Raw genomic sequence first — 20,517 nt, 5'->3', positions numbered from 1 at the left:
TCAGGCCACCGCCCGGGACATGACGTACAAGGCGTCACGCACGGTCATCGAGTTGTCTTCGAGGGTGCGCAACTGCACCCCCGCCACCTCCGGTTGCGCATCGAGGCGCGCCGGAGCGTGCAGATAAACGTTGAAGGCGCGTTCGCTGGTGGAGGCTTGCAGTTGCCGTTCGCGACCGATCAACGCGCTGAGTGCCGCGTCGCTGTCGCTGCCGCCCACCGAACGCACCGACGACCAGCGCCCTTCCCTTGCCAGCAGCAACACGCTGCGTTGCGGCTCGGCGACGATGAACAGGAAGTCGCCGGCGTCGAGGCTTTTGTCGAAACGGTTGAACGCGGTCATCAGGTACGGCTGCACCGAGCGCAGGCGAAGGCCACGGCCGTTGACCAGCGTGCGCAGGCGTTCCAGCAAATCCTGCGGCAAGGCACTGGCGATGCGGTCATGCCCGGCAGGCTCGGCGGACAGCACCAGGCTCCACGGTTGGGTCGGGGCGCCGAACAGGTCTTCGAAGCACAGTTGGGCGAAGCCGCGCAGTTCGTCAGGGCTGCTGATCTGCTCGCTCCACGGCACCAGACAGAAGCGGCTGAAGTGGCCGGAGATCACCACGCTCAGCTCGGCACCGGCACGGGTATGTTCGCCGAGCAGACGGTCGAGGGTGTCCAGCGCCACCGCATAGCTCTGAAAGCCTTCGTCGATGTAACCGACGCTGCCCAGCCACAGGGTGTCGCTGCCCCGGCGCTGGCCGAGGCCGACACCGCTGGCGCCGAGCACGGCGATAAATTGATCACGCGATAAAAGTGACACGATTGATCTCCTCCAGCGTGGTCCGACCGTGCTCCACCAGCTCCAGCGCCGATTCGCGCAACAGGCGCAAACCACGGGCGCAGGCCAGGGCTTTGATCTGGGTGATGGGTTGGCGCTCGACGATCATCTGGCGCAGTTCGTCGTCCAGGTGCAGCAGCTCGGCAATCGCCGTGCGGCCGCGATAACCGCTGCCCCGGCAGTGGCCGCAGCCCTTGCCGTGGACGAAGTGGTAGTGATCGACTTTCTGTGGATCGAGGCCCGAAGCGCGCAGCTCTTCATCGCTCGGGTTGACCGGCGTGCTGCAACTGCTGCACACCAGCCGGATCAGGCGCTGGGCGAGAATCGCGTTGAGCGCCGAGACCAGGCTGTAGGGGTCGATTTCCATTTGGGTAAAACGGCCGATCACGTCGAACACGTTGTTGGCGTGAATGGTGGTGAACACCAGGTGACCGGTGAGCGCCGATTGCACGGCGATCTGTGCGGTGTCCGGGTCGCGGATCTCGCCGACCATGATCTTGTCCGGGTCGTGACGCAGGATCGAGCGCAGGCCACGGGCGAAGGTCAGGCCCTTTTTCTCGTTGACCGGGATCTGCAGCACGCCGGGCAGCTGATATTCCACCGGGTCTTCGATGGTGATGATCTTGTCCACGCCGTGGTTGATCTCGGTGATCATCGCGTACAGCGTGGTGGTCTTGCCGCTGCCGGTGGGGCCGGTCACCAGCACCATGCCGTAGGGTTCGGCGGCGAGGCGACGCAGTTGGCGCAGGGTTTCGTCTTCAAAGCCCAGCGCTTGCAGTTGCACGCCGCAGACCTTGTCGGCCAGGTCCTGTTTGTCCAGCACCCGCAGCACCGCGTCTTCGCCGAAGATGCTTGGCATGATCGAAACGCGGAAGTCGATCTGCCGGCCGCTGATGCCGATCTTGAAGCGACCGTCCTGGGGCACGCGTTTTTCGCCGATGTCCAGTTCGGCCATGACCTTGACCCGCGAGATCACCTGTTCGGCGAACTCGCTGCCCTGGATCTTGCCGATGTTGTTCAGCACGCCGTCGATCCGGTACTTGATCACCAGGCCCTGGCCGGTGGTGCCGAGGTGGATGTCGCTGGCGTGCATTTTCAGCGCGTCGTACAGGGTCGAGTTGACCAGTTTCACCACCACGCTCGAGTCTTCGCTGATGCTGGTCAGCGACAGGCTTTGCAGGGTGTCGGTCTCGCTGCCGGCGTCAGCCTGAGCATTGAGCGATTCGACCGCGTGGAAGCTTTCTTCGTGGCGGGCCAGATAGGCCTTGAGGTCATCGGCGTGCACCAGATACAGCGGCGCGCCGTGCAGGCATTCGTCGATCCAGGCCAGGCGCGCGGTGTCGAAGGGGTCGGCGAACACGCCGATGACTTCGTCGTTATGGCGCAGCAGGATGAATTCACGTTTGAGGCATTGCGCGAGAGTGACCCGGTCGAACACCGGGGTCGCCAGAAACAGCGTGTCGGTGTCGAGCACCGGGTAATGCAGGGTGGCGCCGAGGCTGGCAATGAACGGCATCGGCGCCAGCTCACAGAGCACGGCCAGCGCATCGAGCACCCGTTCCCCGGAAGTGCTGGCCCGTGCCCGGGCCTGGGCCAGTTGCTCACTGGAAAAGCGTGGCGGGGTCTGGGCCTCCAGCGGAGGATTGACCGACAGCGGTTCGACGACAACGGACAGACGATCCATGGCTTGCTCTCCAACACCCGGGGCTTGAGGCCCTGACGGCGCGGGAGGCGAGTTCGGCGAGTGCCGGAACGTCTATCGCGCCATTACTCCCCGGTGAGCATTTGATCGTCGTCCGGTGCCATGGCCTCCGACCGGTTTCGTCGGCGGTCTGCCAGCACCCAACTGCCATCGTACAACTGCAACGGGAAGCTCTCGGTCCTGCTCTGGCGTCGTTCGACAAAGCCTTCGGATGGGCTCGCACCGGGTTTCGCTTCGCGCTGGATCCCCAGAAGGTCGCAGACAGCTCGGGCCAGTTCCGCCAAGGGAAACGGTTTGAACAGGATGTGACTGACTCCCAGTTGCCGCGCCCGCTCACAGACTTCAGCGGTCGGGTGACCCGTTATCAGCACGAAATGACACGCCCTGTTCTGGCGGACCGCGTCGAGCACCTCGAACCCTTCCATATCGGGCAAGCGGTAATCGAACACCAGCACGTCGGGGGCGAAAGTCTCGGCCAGGCCGATTCCCTCTGCGCCGTCATGTGCAATCCGGACTTCGAGCCCTTGCGCCGACAGATAATCCTGAAGGTTCTGTGCAAGCAGCTGTTCGTCTTCGACAACCAGTACTTTGTTAACCAAGGTGGACTCCCTGAAACCTCAAGTGCCGGCAATTGAAATTCAATGTCCCGAACCTGCTGGAGTGCGCCTCACAAGAGGTAACGCACACTTCATGCCAGGCTGAATGCCGGTAATTTTTTGTCTTCATGTCCTTGAATTGAATGGAAATGCCCGCTCGTCCCGGTACCCCGTTCCCCAGAAACGGGGAAGCACCTGAATGGGCATCGAAGCCATTCCCCACTATTGGGGGGGAACCTTCAGTCGTCGTCAATTCGTTCGATCCTGTTCTCTGCCCGTAACTGCGCGAGCACCTGACGACGAGCCTGGGTCTGTTGCTGTCGGGCGAGGTACGCCCTGACTGTTTCCAGCCCTTGCTCCTCTGGGACATCGGCCGCCTCCCTGTGGTTCTCGACAAAAATCAAATGCCAGCCGAACGGTGTGCGCACCGCCTCGCTGACTTCACCAGGCTTGAGAGCAAACGCCGCCGCTTCAAACGCCGGCACCATCTGCCCACGGGCGAAATACCCCAGGTCCCCGCCCTGGCTGGCGGTGACATCTTCCGATCCCGATTGCGCGACGCTAGCAAAGGTTTGCCCCCCTGCGATAGCCGCACGCATCTGCATCAAGCGTAGTCGCGCCGCTTCAACCGTGGCGGCATCGGCATCACCGGCAACCTTGATCAGAATGTGCCGGGCCTGCACTTGCTCCGGCGCGCCCATTTCAGCGCGGTGCTCCTCAAAAAACGCCCGCACCGTTTGCTCGTCCGGGGCCTGGACTTTAGTCAGCTCGGCAAACATCCGCTGCGCCGCCAGTTCACGGTGGGTGTACTCGGTGAACGAAGCCTCGTCGAAACCGGCGTCCTGCAAACGCTGGAGGAATTTGTCGGTGCCGCCGATGGCGGTGCGGGTCTGTTCGACCTGTTCACGCACGGCTTGCTCATCGATTTTCACCCCGCGCTTGCGCGATTCCTGCCAGAGCAGTTCCTTGTCGATCAGCGTGTCCAGCGCGGCCTGACGCAGTTGTTTATAGGCCTTGGGATAGCGGATGCTCGCCACGGCGCGGCCCTGATCCTCCAGGTACTCGGCGAAAAAGCGTTCCAGGCGAAACTCGGAAATCGCCTCGCCGTTGACCCGGGCGGCCACCGGTTCATTGTTCGCCATTCCCACCGACAACCAGCCTGTCAGCAGCCAACACAGGGTTATGAGCTTCATGATCAGGGCCTCCGGTCAGGGCGTGGCAATAATCGGTTTGTAGGGAGCGACCAGATAAAACCGCTGGTCGGGCAAGTCAACGGTGACCACGTGCGCCCCGCTCAGGCCCAATCGTCGGCCGGGGCCGAAGCTCAGGCGCGGGGTCAGGCCGGTGTCGAAGTCGTGCAGGCCTTCGAGGGCCGCCACCAGTTTTTCGCGGCTGGCGTCGCGGCCGGCCTGCTTCATGCCTTCGCTGAACAACAGCATCGAGGCGTAGGCGCCGACTTGCAGCACCGCGTGCTGGGCGCCGAGGCCCTGATGCTCGCGCAACAGCGTCAGGGCCATGCGCCCGGCCTGGGTCCAGTCGCTGGGCACGAACGGATAAGCCAGAAACACCCGCCGGGAAAACCCCTCCGGCACCTGCAACAAATCCCCCGCCACCTGGCTCGACGCAGCAAACAGGTACGGTACCTGCCCGGCATTCTGCAACCCGGCCGCCAGCCGGCTGAAACCACCGCCGTTGCCCAGGTAGAACACCGAGCGTGAGCCCAGCGGCAAGCTGTCCGCCGCCGGGTCATAGGCCTGCAGATGGACCTTTTCCCAGCCGTGCTCCTGCAGATAGCGGCCAAGGGTCTGCGCCGCCAGCATCTGGGCCGGGTCATCGGGATAGGCAATCAGCGTCGGCCCTTGCAGCACTCGCAGACTGGCGGTGGCGTAGTCGGCCAGTGCGATCAGTTGCTCACGCAGGCCCGGCAACGGTTCGAAAATCTGCGGGCTGGCCTGCACCGGACCGAGCAACGACAGGGCCCCGATCAGCGGCACACCGGACTGCTCCAGACGCGGCGCCAGCTCGCTGTCCAGCGCCGGGGCCAACGGCGCGATCAGGGCGAAAACTTGCTCTTCCTCGATCAACCGTTGCAGGGCCTGTTCGGCGCTGGCGCGATCCGGACCGGGATCGGCCACGGTCAGGCGCAACTGCCGGCCGTGAATGCCACCGGCCTGATTGATCCGCGCGACGCTGCCGTTGAGCACCGCCGCGATGGTGGCGCCCTCCTCGGCCAGCGGCCCTTGGCTGGGCAGCAAGGTGCCCAGGTGCAAGGTCTGGTCATCGAGCCCCGGATCGCGGTCATCGGCCAGGCGTTTGAGGTACGCCGTGAGGTTGCGCTGATCCTTCATCGACAGCAGGAAACGCGGCATGCTCGGGTCAAGGCGATTGTTGCCAGGGTCGCGGCCCTGCTGGATCACCCGCGCCAGACTGCTGTCGGTGTAGGCCGGGTAGTTGCGGCCGTTGACCTGTTGCTGACCGTGGATGCTGGTCAGCCGCGACCAGTTCAGTTCCGGCGGGCGCACCCCGCCTTCGGGCCGGCCGAGGCCGTCGGCACCGTGGCAGTTGGCACACGGCAGGCTGGTGGCCGGCAGCAACACATCCGCCGCGCCGACCCGCGCCATGATCGGCTCGCCGCTGGCGGACAAGCCTTCGCGGTACAGGCGCTTGCCGGCGCTTTCTTCATCGGTCAGCGGCAACGCCGCCGCGCCGAGGCTGACGCCAGCGAGCAGGATCAGGGCGAGGACGCGGCCGAGGTTCATGGCGCGGACTCAGCGGCCGGCCACAGGCATTGTCAGCAGTTGCAAGCGCTGGGCAATGGCGGCGGCCGGGGCGTCGGGACGGATTTTGCTCCAGCGTTTGTTGGCCACATCGCCGACGATCAACTGGGTCGAGTGCTGCTCGGGCGTCGGCACGATCTGGCCGATGCGGCCCAGCACCAGGTCCATCTGCGCCTTGTCGCCGGTAAGGAAAAGCCAGTGAGGGTCATCGGCGCCCTGCTTCAAGGTGTAAGCCTTGAGCACCGCCGGCGTGTCGCGCAGCGGATCACTGGTAAGGGAAATGAAGGTGATGCCGTCGGCCTTGTCGCCCAGCAGCTCGCGGACTTCCTTGAGCTTGCGAGTGATCAGCGGGCAGGCGTCATTGCAGCTGGTGAAAATCACGTTGAGCAGCACCACGCGGTTGTGCAGCGCATCGCTGTAGAAACGCTGGACGTCGCCGTGCTGGTCGAGCAACGGGGTGTCGGTGAACCAGGTTTTCGCGTCGTGGGTGCCTTTCGCCGGTGCGGCCACAGCGCTTGCCGTTGCCGGTGCCGGTTGTTCATGGCCTTCGTGGGCCAAAGCCATGGCGCTGAAAATCCAGAAACACACCGTCAGGGTGAGCCAGTCCAGGGTTCTCATGGTTGTTGCTCCATGGCAATCGCGGTGTGTTTGGCGTGGGTGCGCAGGCCGCTGAGTTTCTCGACTTCTTTGGCCAGCAATGCCGGGTCGGTGAAGCCGTAGTAGCGCGTCCAGTGGCGACTGTTGCCGTCACCGACGAGGATCAGCGGCTGATGATTCTTGAAGTCGCCGCTGAAACTGCCCAGACCCTTGAGCGTGGCGCTGATCGATTGCGGCGAACCGGTGAGCCAGCTCCAGCCCGGGCCTTTCTGGAAGGTGCGGGCGTAGTCCTGCAGACGTTTCGGGTCGTCGCGCTGCGGGTCGATGCTGATCGACACCAGCTGCACTTCGGTGCCGACCCGGGCACCGAGCTGTTTCTGCACCTTGCCCATGATCGACGAGACCACCGGGCACACCGTCGTGCAACTGGTGTAGATGAAACTCATGACCACGATTTTGTTGTGCACCAGATCCTGTTCCAGGTGCACGGTTTTGCCGTTCTGGTCGAGCAGCGGTACGTCGGCGAATTTGACCTGGGCGTGCTCCTGGCTGTTGGCGGCCGGTGCGGTGTGCCCGGCATGCTCGTCCGCCGAGTGGGCGCTGGCCTGCTGGATACCGACGGCCAACAGGCACAGGGTCAGCAGGCCACGGGATGCAAATCGGTTCATGGTCTTTTCCTCGTCACTGAGTCTGGCCGGGCAGCACCCGGACACTGGCAAATGTCTTGTCGTCGAAACCCGCGCCCAGCGAGGCCGCGCGCACGTGCAGGTACCAGGCGCCGCTGCGGTCGAGGGTCACCGGCGCTTCGTACACGCCGTCGGCGACTTCCCGTGCGGCCACTTCGCGGGGCCGGGAAGTCGGGGCGAGGAAGTAGCGCAACTGCACGTCGGTCACGCCGCTGCGCTGGATTTTCTGTTTGCCCTGGACGATGCGAAAGCGCACCACGTAGGGGTCGTTGAGGGCCACGGCGGTCTTGTCCAGCAGGAACTCGACTTTGGGCGCCCCCACATGTTTTTCAGGCGCGCCGTCGGACGCCACCTGGGCGCTGAAGCAATGAATGATGTTCGGCTGGTTGAGCAGGAACGCCACGTCGAAACGCCCCGCCGCCGGCAGCTTGACCCGGGTGCTATAGAGCCCCGGCGAGACTTCGCGCAGGCTGCGGTCGATCACCAGCGCGGCGCGGGCGATTTGCCCCCGATTGGGGTAACCGGACATCGGCGCGTTCATGCCTTCGGCGTAGAAATAGGTGGTGTTGTCCACCGGGTTGACCACGAACACCGCGTTGTCATCGCGCGATACGGCGAGGCTTGACGCCAGCGGCAGATCCCCGGCCAGCCGTGGCGGCTGCGGCCCGGCTTCGAAACCCTGAGTAATCGGCTGACGCCCTTCGCCCAGCGAAGACAGGTTGATCATGGTGACTTTCGGCGAGGCCAGTCCGCGCACGTAGGCATACGCCTGGGTGAACACCACTTGATAGGGTTCGGCTGAAACCTCCAGGTCATGGATCGCCGAATCGTTGGCCGCATCGATCACGGTGGCGCGGTTTTCCACTGTGTTCAGCACCACGCCAAAACGGCCGTCGGCGCTGAAGCCCATCGGGCCGAGGCCCTGTTGCAGCTTGATCACCCGGCGTACGGCGCGGCTGTTGCTGTCGATCACGGTGACAGTGCCGTCCTTGCCATCGGCCACGTACACCGCGCCGGACAGCGGCGAGTACGCCACAGACAATGGGCTGGCACCGGTCTTGACCTGTTGCACCAGGCTCAGGCTGGCGACGTCGATGACGCTGAGGGTGCCGTCGTCGCGGTTGCTGACGAAGGCGAAACGGCTGTCCTTGCTGAACGTGATTTCGTGGTGGCCGCGACCGGTCGCCAGGTGTTTCAGCGGTTTGAGGCTCTGGGTGTCGATCACGGTGACCCCGGACTCTTCAGCCTTGCTCGCGTTGTTGCCGACCCACAGCAGACGCTCGTCCGGTTGCAGCGCGACCCGCACCGGTTGGCTGCCGGCGGCCACCGAGTCGATGACCTTGAATTGCTCGCTGTCGATCACCGCCACTTCCCCCGCCGTCGGCATCGACACGAAGACCTTTTTGTTGTCCTTGGGCGTAACCCAGTCCATCGGCGATTGCTTGAGTTCGATCCGCGCCAGGGTGCTGGTGATGCCACCCACCGACACGGAAGGATCGACCACCGAAACGCTGGCATCGCGGTTCATCACCAGCAGGAAATAGCTGTTGAGGTCGAGCAGCGGCCGCGCGCCGATGTTGGATTTGAGGAACGTACCGACCCGCGACTTGCAGCTCTGGTCACGGCCCTGGGCCTGGTCGGCGGCGACGGCTTGCGGATCGATCCACGCCCCCGGCGCCACACCGGACAATGGCTGGCCGGACGCGCCATCGGTGACGCGAAACTGCACGTCGGCGAACTCGCCCTCACGCAACTGACCGTCGCTGGCCAGCGGCTTCAGATCGAAGGCGATCGACACGCCGTCGCGGGTCAGCACCTGGCCTGCGCCGGTTTGCGCCAGGGCAATCTCGCTCAACGTGAGCAGCGCGCCGGCCATCGCCAACAGGCAGACGCCGATGATGTTGATGATCCTGTTCATGTCGCTCTCCCCTACAAATCCTGTCCCCACCTGTGGGAGCGGGTTCACCGGTTCCCACAGGTCGCGCATTGGCACCTACTGAGCAGGCGGCGCCGGCTCCGGCTCATTGGTCACCCGCAGCAATCCCCACAGCCCCGAGGTGTTGCCATAGGCGGCGTAATCGCGGAACAGGTAGTCCCCCGGTATCGCGTTGCTGCCCCCGGCGCTCGGGATCATGAAGCTGAAGTGCGCCGCCGGCAGGATGCTTTCGTGAGCGCCGATGTACATCGACATCGGGTTGTAACCGAAGCGCACCGAACCCACGCCCGGCGTGCCCATTGGGTAGCCGCCGGTGTCGCTCTTCTCGGCCTGGAACGGGTTGAGCGACCAGACGTGTCCGTCGAGCTGGAACGTCGTGCCGCGACTACCGCCGCTCGGCATCAGGATGTGCGTGCGCAACGGCTGACCGGGTTTGGCATACAGCACCGGCGTCTGCGGATCGCCCCCCACCAGCGCATTGCTATAGGCCATGTGCGCGTTGGTCATGTCGCCGTAACCCGCGCCATCGGCATGACCGAACGGCGCATCCGGGGCGAGGCCGAAGCGATACCACAGCGGTTCGGTCCTGTAGTTGATCGCCATGCTCGAGTTGTCCTGCGGATCGGTCGGCACACCGAAGCCCTCGGCTGCGATGCCTTCGACCGGCCGGCCATTGGCCCAGCGGGTGTTCAGCGCCTTGTGCCACACCATCGCGAAGTCGCGGTAAGTCGTCTGCCCCGGTGCGGTGACCGTGGCGTTGACCTTGCGCGCATCGTCGACCCAGGTCGCGCCGATCGGCAGGATGCTCATCGCACCACCCAGGCCTTTTTGCGGTTGCTTGATCACATCCGCCGGGGTGATGTTCAGGCCACCGAACTCCACGGCCGTGGCGTTGATGTTGTCGACACTGCGGCCCAGTTGCGTGACCGGTTTGCCTTCACGCTCCAGGTGCCCGGCGTAGTACTGATAGGTCCGGGTCGGGTAGGCGCCGCTGCTGCCCACCCGCGGCGGGACGGTCTGGACCGGGTTGGCGCCGACGTTGGCACCGTCGGATTTGGTGATGTCATAGGCCAGCAGTTGCGCGTGCAGACCCACATGGCTGGACGGCCGCATCAGGTTGTTGCTGAAAGTGGTCGAGCCCAGGCCACTGTTGCGGTCGCGCTTGACGATGCCTTGCATCACCGCGGTCTGGGTCAGGTCCGGCATTACGCTCGGCAGCCGGTTTTCCAGGGTGATATTGATGCAGTCCCCGGCCGCTGCGCGCAGCACCAGCGGTTCGACCGGAATGCCGGGTTTGAGCTTGCCGCTGACCGGATCGAGGTCGGATTTGCGCACGTACAGGATCGCCGTCGGATCATGCAGCGGCCCGCTCTGGCCACCGATGGTGATGGTCTCGCCGTCCTCCGGATCGGTCACCGTGACCTGCGGGATGCTCACCGTGCGCGAGTTCAGCACCAGGGTGCCGCCCGCCGGATTCAGCGGCCCGCCGACATGCTGACCGAGCCCGGCCGAATCGCCGATGCTCAGGCCCAGCGAATTGCCGAGGATGTCGTTGGCCAGCGCCGCCACCACTTCATAGTTGCGCTGCACCGTCGGCCGGGTGCCGATGCCGTTGGGGTTGGCGCTGATCCGTGGGCAGCTGCCTTCGAACGCCACGGTGTTGCGCATGCCCGCCGGACTCGGGTTGTTGGGGATGGCGAACAGGTCATTGCGTTTGGCCGTGTAGTTGCGCATCACGCCCCAGATCCCGCTCCAGTAGCCTTCGATCGAAGCGTCCATCGAGTAGAGATAGTCACCGGTGGTCGCCGCAGAGCTGGAGAGCATCGACACCGGTGCGATGAAGCCCATCTGTTCGGAGATGCCGATCATCTGCGAGGCGCGCCAGCCAGAGTTGGAGCTGTTGCCGAAACCGGAACCGCTCTGCAGCCACTTCACGCCGTGCAGGGTGACGTTGTGCTCTTCCTCGTGGCCGCCGGCATGCACCCGCAGACGCACGTTGTCGCCGGTGTAGGTGCGCAGCATCGGGGTGAACGGATCGCCCGGCTCGCTGCCGCCCTTGTTGATGTGCGGCGGGAACAGCGTGGTGCCGCCGGTCGGGCCGGTGGCAGCCGTCACCAGGTTCGGTGCCAGGTTCATCGCCGGGATCGCCCGGTCGGTACGGCTTTGCATGGCATAGGCCAGATCGCCGCCGAGGCCGTCGGCCTGCATGCCGCGCTTGCCGTCCGGGCCGACCTTGTTCGGATCGTAGACCCGCAGGGCCAGCGGCTCGTTGCGATAGTTGACGACGAACATGCCCGGATCATCCACGGAGATCGCTTGCGGGCAAGGCCGGCTCGGGCAGCCCGGCACCTGACCGCCCTGCACTTCCAGCACGCCCTCGAGCAGGGTGCTGGCGTTGTTGCGCACCGGCGGGTTGATCGCGTAGCGGAAGCTGTCGGCGGTGGCCGGGAACGCTTGCGCGTTAGGCACACCGTTGGGGCCGGCGCCCACGTACACACCGGCTTCATAGGCGTGCTGGAAGTCGCTGTATTCGAGGAAGAACTCACGGAAGCTGTCGTTCTTGCCGTCGCCGTCGAGGTCGCCGGTGTTGATCACCGCCTGCCACGAGGTCGGCCCGCCGTCCTGGCGCGCGCCGCTGTATAGAGGCTCGCCGGTTTCGGCGTGGAACCAGGTGGAACCGGCCGGTTCCGCCAGCACCGTGGCATACAGTCCGATCTGCTGGTGAGTCGATGGGCCTAGGTGGTCGTGGGTGAAGATGGTGCCGAGCCCACGATCCACGCCCTTGGCGTTGACCACCGGGTCGACGAACCAGCGCTGCATGGCCGTGCGCGCGCCCATCCAGTCACTGCGCCCGAACTGGCCGAAGAACGGATGCGCCTTGGCTTTCGGGCACGCCTGGGTGCCGTCGCGCGGGTCGCTGCTCTCGCACTGGTTGAATTCGCGGATCGCGTGAATGCGTTCCTGAACAGCGCCTGGGGAGAGCACGCCGTCCTCGTAGTTCCAGCCGTTGGAGGAACCGTCGGCGGCCGTCAGGTCCCATTTCGGCAGGTGAATGTGCTGGCCGATCACGTCGGTCGGCGTGCGGACCTGATAGTCATCCATCTCGTAGGTGGCAGGCACCAGGTTGGTCTGCTGGTATTGCACGCAGTCGAAGGTGTTCATGCGCATCACCAGCGGCTCTGGCGGCCGCTGCTTGGTGATCACCGGCCAGGCGTCTTCCCACAGCGCCAGAATCCGCGCTTGCGGGAAGTGATAGCCGACTTTGTTGTAGACCGCATCGAACTGGATGTTGGCGGCCTTGTAGATCCGTGGCCGGTCGGCGGTGAAGGTCGAGGCGCCAACGAAGGACATACCGTCCAGCCGATCGCCACTGGCGAATTCACCGGTGCCGGCGCTGCTGGTCAGGCGTTTTTGCCGGTCGTCCATGCACGGTTCGTAGTACGGCGCGCCGGCCATCGGCAAGGCGCCGTTGGTGCGGAAGGCCTTGGCCACGATCTGGTTGCCGGGCAGCAAGGCAAAGCTTGGGTGATCCTTTTTCGCGTGGAACGCCATCGCGGCCTGTTCCACTTCAGTGCCCTCTTCGGGCAGGTAAATCGGTTTGGCGCGGGTGACTTCCTTGGAGAAGTCCAGCGAGGTGGTGACGGTGTGCGCCTCGCCTCCGGCCGACACCCCGTCGAGGGTGTGACGCTGCAAGCCGCCGTCCCAGCCGCCGGACTGATTCGGATCGAGGTTGGCCCACAGCGCTTTGCCGCTGGCTTTCAACGATTGCGCGGTGGCGGCGTCGAGCATGTCCAGCGGTGGAGTGGGCGGACGTTGGCCGACCGAACTTTCCATGCCGCCGATCCAGAACGGATAGCCTGGGTTTTTCAGGCTGCCGTCGGCGTTGCGGTTGGCTTCGCTGCGATCGACCAGTGCCAGCGAGCCAATGGCTTGCGAACCACCGTTACCGCCGTGGTGTTCGCCGTCGTCATCGCCCTCGTCTTCCTCATCGTCGTCATCGTTACCGGCGACCAGGGTTTCGCCGATTTTCGGCACCACCACCACTTTGCCCGGCATCGGGGCCATGGCTTTGCCGGGCAGCGGCACCACGGCAGGAATCGGCGTGCCGGCGATGATCTCACCATCCGGCAAGGCGCGGGCACCGGCGGCCGGTTTACCGCTGCGCAGGGCATAAGGTTCGCTGTGATAACCATCGGCGCCCTGTTGCGAGACTTCCAGCCGGGTGCCTTCCTCGAATACATCGTGCACCCGCCACATCGACCACATGCCCTGGGCGAAATGCGGGTAGAAGTGGCAGTGATAGATCGCATCGCCGGCCACCCGGTTGCGGTTGCCGGAGCCGCCGTTGGCAATTTCGTAGGTATAGCCGGCGCCCGGACCGATGCCTTGAGCGTCGACGTAATCGGAGTTGTCGTCGTTGGGGTTGAACAGCCACTGATGGCCGTGCAGGTGGAAGATGTGCTGTTCGTGGCCATTGTGGGTGTTACGGAATTTGACGAAGTCACCGATGTAGCTGTGGTTGACGTTCGACGGCTCCGACGGATACAGGGCCATGGTGGCCTTGACGCCAACCTGATCGGCGCTCGGTGTCTGGCCAGGGGCGATGCTCTCAAGCCCGGTGTTGGCCGGCACGTCCACCAGCATCGCCACGTCACCGACGGTGTGCGAGCTGAGGAAGAATTCTTCGTAGGCGCACGACAGGCAATCGTGCATCGGCCCCACGCCGAGGCGGTTGGCGACCACTTCGGCGCCCATGCCGCCGGAACCGTAGTTGATCATGAACGAGTCGCGGGTCGGCTCCAGCACATGGGCCATGACCGGGTCAGCCCAGTAAGCGGGGAATGCCTGGGTGGCGGCGGTTTCGTCCTGGAACTGCGAAGCGAAATCGCGAAACGGCTCGAGGCGGTTGGGGATCGCCGGGTTGCGTTTGCCCACCGATTCCAGCGGATAGGTGCTGGGCGCAAAACTGCCATCGGCATTGCTGCCCATGACGATCGCGTCGCTTTCGCTGGAGATGATTTCGTTGCCGTCGACCATGCTGATGATCGGCGTGCCGGCCTTGCCTTCACGCAACCACGGTTCGCGCTGCGGGTAGCGGGCCTGGTAATCGACGATGGGGTGACCGGCCGGTGTGCGGCCGGTGGTGGCCAGACGCATTTCTTCTTCGGTGAGGGTGTTGCGATAGGTGCGTCCCGACTTCGGCACCACCACGACTTGGCCGAACAGGCCATTGGCAGTGTTGCCGGCCGCGCCTTCCCCACCGAATGTCGCGCCACGGCTGCTGACGGCAAACGCCCCTTCGCGCTCGGCGTACAGCACGTACGAGCGGCTCGCGCCCGGCGGCACCAGGGTGTTGGCGTTGCGCCCGGTGTAGGAAGAAATGTCATCGATGCTGTTCACCGCTTGCAGGCCGTTGACCTGGAAACCGACATGGCGGTCGGCGACCTGCTCGTCGACCTTGAAGGCATCGGCGCCACCGGGGTTCACGGTGCCCTCCTCGCCTTCAGGCCCTTCGAAATGCTTGTTCGGGTTGGCCTGATAATCGAGCAGGTTCTGCAGGTTGATCGTCAGGCAATCACCGGCGGCGACCCGCAGCACCAACGGCCGTGGACGCTTGTCCGCACGCAGCGAGACCTTGCCCGGCACCGCGCTGCCGCCATAGGCCAGCGAGACGTCATGGTCATCGACCACATCGCGGCGCAGGGCGTACATCATGCCGTTGGCATTCTGCGCACCGAGGCGGTTGAACATCAGCGGTTGATCGAAGGCGACCACATTGGCCACCAGATTGCGCTCGCAGCGCACGGCGGCGCTGGCCAGTTCGACACTGAGCATCGAGACCAGCAACAGCAGCCAGTTCAACAGGGGCGGAGCGTGGTGAATGCCAACCATGATCGGAAACCTCGTAGTGGGTGCTCACAGGGAACGATTCTCGTTAAAGCCCTGAGAGCAATCCGCATGCCACAAAAAATTGCCTTCCATCTCAATCAGTTACACAGGTCACTTGAGAATGCGGGGGATATTCCCCACCCGTTTCCCCACTTTTCCGGGCCCCTTGGGTTTGCCCCGATAGTGGGGAAAGCCGGGGCTGGATTTAGAAAAAAAGGCTTTACAACGGTGCATCCACCGCCAGCCCCTGCAGGCGCCGGTACTGACGCAGCACGCTTGGGACATAGCGCTGGGTTTCGGCGAACGGCGGAATCACCCGGCCGCGGCTGAGCACCGCGTCCGGCCCGGCGTTGTAAGCCGCCACGGCCAGGGCGATGTCGTTGTCGAACAGGGTCATCAGGCGCTTGAGGTATTTGGCCCCGCCCTGGATGTTGGCCTTGGGGTCGTAGACGTCTTTCACCCCCAGCTCGCGGGCGGTGTCGGGCATCAATTGCATCAGTCCGCCGGCGCCCTTGGGCGAGGTGGCGCCGGGGTTGTAGTTGGATTCGGACTTGATCACCGCGTGCAGCAAGGCTTCGGGCAGGTGATTGGCGCTGGCCGCCGCTGACACCAGCTCGGCGTAGGGCTGGTTGGCGATCAATTGCGGTTGCCGGTCAAGGCTGACCAGTGGCGCATCGGCTTCGCGGATCACCCGCTCGTAAGTGCGTCCGGGACGGTGGACGTTCGACAGCACGTAGCTGCCCTTGGCGTCCATGGAAACGAAGACATCGGCTTGCGCGGCACCGACCGACAGCACGCAGCCGAGCAGTCCTGCAGTGAATGAATGGATCATTGGGCCTCCCCTGACAGGCCCCGAAAAATTGGGGGAAATGCCCCACTGACCCGTCGTTGATCAGCCGTACGCAAGCACTGTGCCGACTCTTGAAAAGCCCGTAATACAAGGGCTCCAGCCCGACAGCCGAATTTATCGGGGGCTGAGCATGGCAATTGCATAAGCCCTTTCGGCGACACGGCTGCCACTCACGGGAGGTCATCATGAAGCTGCATTTTCGTCCGCGTGCCCAACGCGGTTTCACCCTGCTCGAATTGCTCGTGGTGCTGGTGGTGCTCGGCCTGTTGGCCGGGATCGTCGCGCCCAAATATTTCGCCCAGCTGGGGCGCTCCGAGGTGAAGGTTGCCAAGGCGCAGATCGAAGGCCTGAGCAAGGCGCTGGATCTGTACCGGCTGGAGGTCGGCCACTACCCGTCCACCGAACAGGGCTTGCAGGCGCTGGTGACCGCACCGAGCGACGAAGCCAAATGGACCGGCCCGTACTTGCAGAAAAAACTGCCGCAGGATCCGTGGGGGCGTAATTACACCTACCGCTATCCCGGCGAAAACAGCGAGTACGACCTGCTCTCGATGGGCAAGGACGGCCAGCCCGGCGGCGAAGGCGAAAATGCCGAAGTCACCAACTGGCAATAAGCGGAGCACACGGCATGCGATTTCAACTCAAAGCAGTGGGCAAGGCCGGGGTGGTGTCGCTGAGCGTCGAGGCGCCCGGCCAGAGCGAAGCACGGCGCATCGCCGAGGATCAGGGCTTGCGCGTGGTCAGCCTGCACGCCGAGCGCCACTGGCGTTCGTTGCGCCTGAGCAAGCGTGAGACCTTCAACCTGGTGCTGTTCAGCCAGGAGCTGACCACCCTGCTCAATGCCGGCCTGCCGCTGATCGATGCGCTGGAAAGCCTGGCCGAAAAAGAAACCGCCCCCGCCGCCCGCAAAACCTTGAGCGAGCTGGTGCGGCTGCTGTACGAGGGCAAATCCTTCTCCCAGGCACTGGGCCAGTTGTCGGCGGTGTTCCCGCCCTTGTACGTGGCGTTGGTACAGTCCAGCGAGAAGACCGGCGCGGTCGGCGATGCGCTGGGCCGTTACGTGAGCTATCGCCAGCGCATGGACGAGGTGCGGCAGAAGATCGTCAGCGCGTCGATCTACCCGCTGCTGTTGCTGGTGGTCGGCGGTGGTGTGGTGCTGTTTTTGATGGGCTACGTGGTGCCGCGCTTCAGCCTGGTGTTCGAAGGACTGGGCTCGAACCTGCCGTGGCTGTCGCAGATTCTGATGAGCAGCGGCATGTTTCTACACGCCCATCAGGGCGAGTTTTTCGGCCTGTTGGCGACGATCGTCATCGCCCTCGCCGTGCTGCAGAAACAACCGGCGTTTCGCCGTGGGCTGGATCGGCTGGTGGAGAAACTGCCCGCCGTGCATCAGCGAATTTTCATGTACGAGCTGGCGCGGTTTTACCGGTCGCTGGGGATTCTGCTGCAAGGCGGGATTCCGCTGGTGACCGCCATGGGCATGGTGCGCGGCCTGCTCACCGTGGCCTCGCGAGCGCGGCTGGACCAGGCCTGCGAGCGGGTGCGCGAGGGGCAGTCATTGTCCACTGCCCTTGAGCTCAACCGTCTTGTGACGCCCGTGTCCCTGCGCCTGCTGCGCGCTGGCGAGCAGTCCGGCAACCTGGGGCAAATGATGGAACGCAGCGCCGATTTCTACGACGAGGAAATCAGCCGCTGGATCGAGTGGTTCGTGCGGTTGTTCGAACCGCTGCTCATGACCTTCATCGGCCTGTTGATCGGGGTGATCGTAATCCTGATGTACATCCCGATCTTCGAACTGGCTTCGAGTATCCACTGACCTCGGGAACGGGTCGGATCACACGCAAAAACAAGGCACATCCACGTTCCCAATCAAGACAACAAAGTCGGAGAACGATATGCACATTCAAAAGCTCGTGCTCGCAATGGCCATCGGCGCCGTCCTGTCTGCGTCTACCGTACTGATTCCGGACAGCCTGTCCGGGGTGTCGACTGTTCTGGCCAAGGATGGGGGAAGTGGTGGTGGCGGAAGCGGCGGGGGCGGCGGCGGTGGTAACGGTGGGGGTGGCGGCGGTAATGGAGGGGGCGGTAGCGGAGGCGGTGGTGGCGGTAATGGTGGCAGCGGTGGCAATGGTGGTGGTCACGGCGGCAGCGGCAGTGGCGGCAACAGTGGCAGTGGCGGCGGTGGCAACAGTGGCCACAGCGGCAGTGACCACGGCTCGGGCCATTCCGGCAACACGGCGTCATCCGGTCGCAGCGGCACGCATTCTGAACCCGGCGACGACCATGGTGTGCATCGGTCCGGAGAGATCGGGGATGACCACGGTGTACACCGCGCTGGCGAAATCGGCGACGACCATGGCGTACATCGTGCCGGTGAAATCGGTGATGATCGCGGCGTACACGTCGGTGGCGAGCCTGGCGATGACAAGCGCGCCAACTAAATCACTTTGAAATGCCCTACCCCTGTGGGAGCGGGCTTGNCTCCTGTATTGACTGATCCACCGCTTTCGCGAGCAAGCCCGCTCCCACAATGTTTTGTAGCGCCTACAAAACGCCTTTTGTCTGATCCAGTCGCTCGCGCAAAAACTCGATCAACGCCTGCACCGGCCGCGACGCCTGGCGATGCTGCGGGTACACCGCCGACAACGTGAGCGGCTCCGGCCGAAACTCATCCAATACCGGCACCAGCCGTCCGTCCTTCAGCGCCGCGCCAACGATGAACGTCGGCAGATAGGTAATCCCCATCCCCGCCACCGCCGCATCCCGCAGCAACTCACCGTTGTTGACGCGCATCCGCCCGGTGACATTCACCAGCAGCGGCTTGCCCTGCCCCGCGTTGAACCGCCACTGCACCGAACGCCCGTGACCGTAAGGCAGGCAGTCGTGGCCAAGCAGATCTTCCGGTTTGACCGGCGTACCGCGCTCGGCCAGATACCCAGGACTGGCGCAGTACACCCGCTCGATTGACGCGATGCGTCGGGCGATCAGGGTCGAGTCTTCCAGCACACCGATGCGCAGCGCCAGGTCGTAACCCTCACCGAGCAGATCCACCGGCCGATCACTCAGGTCCACCTCAACCGTGACCTCGCGATAACGCTGCAGAAACGGCGGCAGCAAACAGCCCAGATGGGCCAGCGCAAACGACAGCGGTGCACTCACGCGAATCGCCCCGCGCGGCTCGGCGGTCTGCCCGGCGATGCCCTGCTCCACCGATTCCACTTCGCCAAGCAAACGCAGCGCCGATTCGTAATAGCTCTGGCCCAGCGGCGTCACGTCCAGACGCCGGGTCGAGCGGTTGAGCAATCGTACGCCGAGGCGCTCTTCCAGTTGCATCAGGCGACGGCTGACGAACTGCTTGGACAGGCCCAACTGATCGGCCGCCGCCGTGAAGCTGCCGGAGTCCATCACCTGGCAAAAAATACGCATGTCTTCGAACGGGTTCATTGTCACTCTCTGGTTGACAGTTAAACGCTTTATAGCCGCTTTTTCACTTTCCGGCACCTCATTAATCTGTGCTCACGGTGTTGCTGAGGCCTGAAGCCCAGCGCCACAGCAGCCCGATCCCAAGGCATACAAAAACTCAAACGACTTAAAAAGGAATTGCACATGAACATCAAGAAAACCCTCGCCGCTTCCCTCCTCGCCCTGTCCATCGGCAACGCCTTCGCCGCCGAAAGCACTGGCGTCGAACACACCACCCAGGCCTTCCTCGACGCCCTCGCCGCCGGCGGTGGCAAACCGCTCGAGCAATTGAGCCCGAAAGACGCCCGTGCGGTGCTGACCGGCGCCCAGGCTTCGGTGAAGGTTGATCTGTCCGGCGTTGAAGTCAGCGACAAGGCGATCAAGGTCGACGGCCAGACGATCAATCTGAAAGTGGTGCGTCCGGCCAAGGTCAAAGGCGAGTTGCCGGTGTTCATGTTCTTCCACGGTGGCGGCTGGGTGCTGGGCGACTTCCCGACGCACCAACGCCTGATTCGTGATCTGGTGGTGGGTTCTGGCGCGGTCGCGGTGTATGTCGACTACACGCCGTCGCCGGAAGCGCAGTACCCGACTGCGATCAATCAGGCTTACGCGGCAACCAAATGGGTGGCCGAGCACGGCAAGCAAATCGGTGTCGACGGCAAGCGTCTGGCGGTGGCCGGCAACAGCGTCGGCGGCAACATGGCTGCGGTCGTGGCGTTGATGGCCAAGGAACAGAAGACCCCGGCCCTGCGCTTCCAGTTGCTGATGTGGCCGGTGACCAACGCCGGGTTCGATAACGGCTCGTACCAGCAATTCGCCGAGGGCCACTTCCTGACCAAGGGCATGATGCAGTGGTTCTGGGACAACTACACCACCAACCCGGCCGAGCGTGCACAGATCCATGCCTCGCCGCTCAACGCCAGCACCGAACAGCTCAAGGGCCTGCCCGCCGCGCTGGTGCAGACCGCCGAGTTCGACGTGCTGCGTGACGAAGGCGAAGGCTACGCCCGCCACCTCGACGCGGCCGGCGTGCCGGTGACCTCGGTGCGTTACAACGGGATGATTCATGACTTCGGTCTGCTCAACCCGCTGAACGGGATTCCTGAAGTCAAAGCCGCCGTGCGCCAGGCAGCGGCAGAACTCAAGACCCATCTGAACTGAGTGCAACCCCTCGCCACACCTTCGGGTGTGGCTTTTTCT

At 64.1% G+C, this 20,517-nt stretch carries 15 protein-coding genes; 4 read left to right on the top strand and 11 right to left on the bottom strand.

Going from position 1 to position 20,517, the window contains the following annotated elements:
* The 10 genes from ACTJK9_RS21875 to ACTJK9_RS21830 all read right to left on the bottom strand — a co-directional run bounded on the left by ACTJK9_RS21875 (position 1) and on the right by ACTJK9_RS21830 (position 15,837).
* A complete protein-coding gene (locus ACTJK9_RS21875) occupies positions 1-804 on the bottom strand; it encodes a hypothetical protein (RefSeq protein ID WP_440816152.1) in 804 nt (267 codons plus the stop codon).
* Positions 785-2,506 (bottom strand): GspE/PulE family protein, encoded by a 1,722-nt coding sequence (locus ACTJK9_RS21870; RefSeq protein WP_085613427.1) that lies wholly within the window; start codon positions 2,504-2,506, stop codon positions 785-787. Before ACTJK9_RS21870 ends, ACTJK9_RS21875 begins: the two co-directional genes overlap by 20 nt.
* An 83-nt stretch (positions 2,507-2,589) precedes the next feature.
* A complete protein-coding gene (locus ACTJK9_RS21865; RefSeq protein ID WP_440816149.1) occupies positions 2,590-3,123 on the bottom strand; it encodes a response regulator in 534 nt (177 codons plus the stop codon).
* A 236-nt stretch (positions 3,124-3,359) separates the two neighbouring features.
* Positions 3,360-4,313 (bottom strand): peptidylprolyl isomerase, encoded by a 954-nt coding sequence (locus ACTJK9_RS21860; protein WP_440816147.1) that lies wholly within the window; start codon positions 4,311-4,313, stop codon positions 3,360-3,362.
* 15 nt (positions 4,314-4,328) lie between these two features.
* Positions 4,329-5,879: an ABC transporter substrate-binding protein gene (locus ACTJK9_RS21855; protein WP_440816144.1), complete on the bottom strand. Its 1,551-nt coding sequence runs from the start codon at positions 5,877-5,879 to the stop codon at positions 4,329-4,331.
* Between the two features lie 9 nt (positions 5,880-5,888).
* The gene (locus ACTJK9_RS21850; protein ID WP_440816141.1) at positions 5,889-6,515 is read right to left on the bottom strand and encodes an SCO family protein; all 627 of its coding nucleotides are present in this window, start codon (positions 6,513-6,515) and stop codon (positions 5,889-5,891) included.
* A complete protein-coding gene (locus ACTJK9_RS21845) occupies positions 6,512-7,162 on the bottom strand; it encodes an SCO family protein (RefSeq protein ID WP_085613423.1) in 651 nt (216 codons plus the stop codon). Before ACTJK9_RS21845 ends, ACTJK9_RS21850 begins: the two co-directional genes overlap by 4 nt.
* Positions 7,163-7,175: 13 nt before the next feature.
* The gene (locus tag ACTJK9_RS21840; protein WP_440816138.1) at positions 7,176-9,098 is read right to left on the bottom strand and encodes a beta-propeller fold lactonase family protein; all 1,923 of its coding nucleotides are present in this window, start codon (positions 9,096-9,098) and stop codon (positions 7,176-7,178) included.
* A 75-nt stretch (positions 9,099-9,173) separates the two neighbouring features.
* Positions 9,174-15,008: a manganese-oxidizing multicopper oxidase MnxG gene (mnxG, locus tag ACTJK9_RS21835; RefSeq protein ID WP_440816136.1), complete on the bottom strand. Its 5,835-nt coding sequence runs from the start codon at positions 15,006-15,008 to the stop codon at positions 9,174-9,176.
* 217 nt (positions 15,009-15,225) lie between these two features.
* Positions 15,226-15,837, bottom strand: a complete 612-nt coding sequence (locus ACTJK9_RS21830) for a lytic transglycosylase domain-containing protein (protein ID WP_085613420.1) — start codon at positions 15,835-15,837, stop codon at positions 15,226-15,228.
* 203 nt (positions 15,838-16,040) lie between these two features.
* Here ACTJK9_RS21830 and gspG point away from each other — a divergent pair, with 203 nt between their 5' ends.
* The 3 genes from gspG to ACTJK9_RS21815 all read left to right on the top strand — a co-directional run bounded on the left by gspG (position 16,041) and on the right by ACTJK9_RS21815 (position 18,296).
* A complete protein-coding gene (gspG, locus tag ACTJK9_RS21825; protein WP_007956107.1) occupies positions 16,041-16,469 on the top strand; it encodes a type II secretion system major pseudopilin GspG in 429 nt (142 codons plus the stop codon).
* A 14-nt stretch (positions 16,470-16,483) separates the two neighbouring features.
* The gene (locus tag ACTJK9_RS21820) at positions 16,484-17,671 is read left to right on the top strand and encodes a type II secretion system F family protein (protein WP_007956102.1); all 1,188 of its coding nucleotides are present in this window, start codon (positions 16,484-16,486) and stop codon (positions 17,669-17,671) included.
* A 79-nt stretch (positions 17,672-17,750) separates the two neighbouring features.
* On the top strand, positions 17,751-18,296 hold the full coding sequence (locus ACTJK9_RS21815; RefSeq protein ID WP_440816132.1) for a hypothetical protein: 546 nt from the start codon (positions 17,751-17,753) through the stop codon (positions 18,294-18,296).
* Between the two features lie 103 nt (positions 18,297-18,399).
* On the opposite strand, the gene ACTJK9_RS21810 is transcribed toward ACTJK9_RS21815, so the two are convergent.
* Positions 18,400-19,299 (bottom strand): LysR family transcriptional regulator, encoded by a 900-nt coding sequence (locus ACTJK9_RS21810; protein WP_064595133.1) that lies wholly within the window; start codon positions 19,297-19,299, stop codon positions 18,400-18,402.
* Positions 19,300-19,461: 162 nt separating this feature from the next.
* Between ACTJK9_RS21810 and ACTJK9_RS21805 the strand changes: the two genes are divergently transcribed.
* On the top strand, positions 19,462-20,478 hold the full coding sequence (locus ACTJK9_RS21805; RefSeq protein WP_440816129.1) for an alpha/beta hydrolase: 1,017 nt from the start codon (positions 19,462-19,464) through the stop codon (positions 20,476-20,478).
* Positions 20,479-20,517: the final 39 nt, after the last annotated feature.

This window comes from Pseudomonas sp. 22082 (assembly GCF_052046055.1).
Taxonomy (GTDB): Bacteria; Pseudomonadota; Gammaproteobacteria; order Pseudomonadales; family Pseudomonadaceae; genus Aquipseudomonas; species Aquipseudomonas pharyngis.
This window is presented reverse-complemented; position numbering and strand designations above follow the sequence as displayed.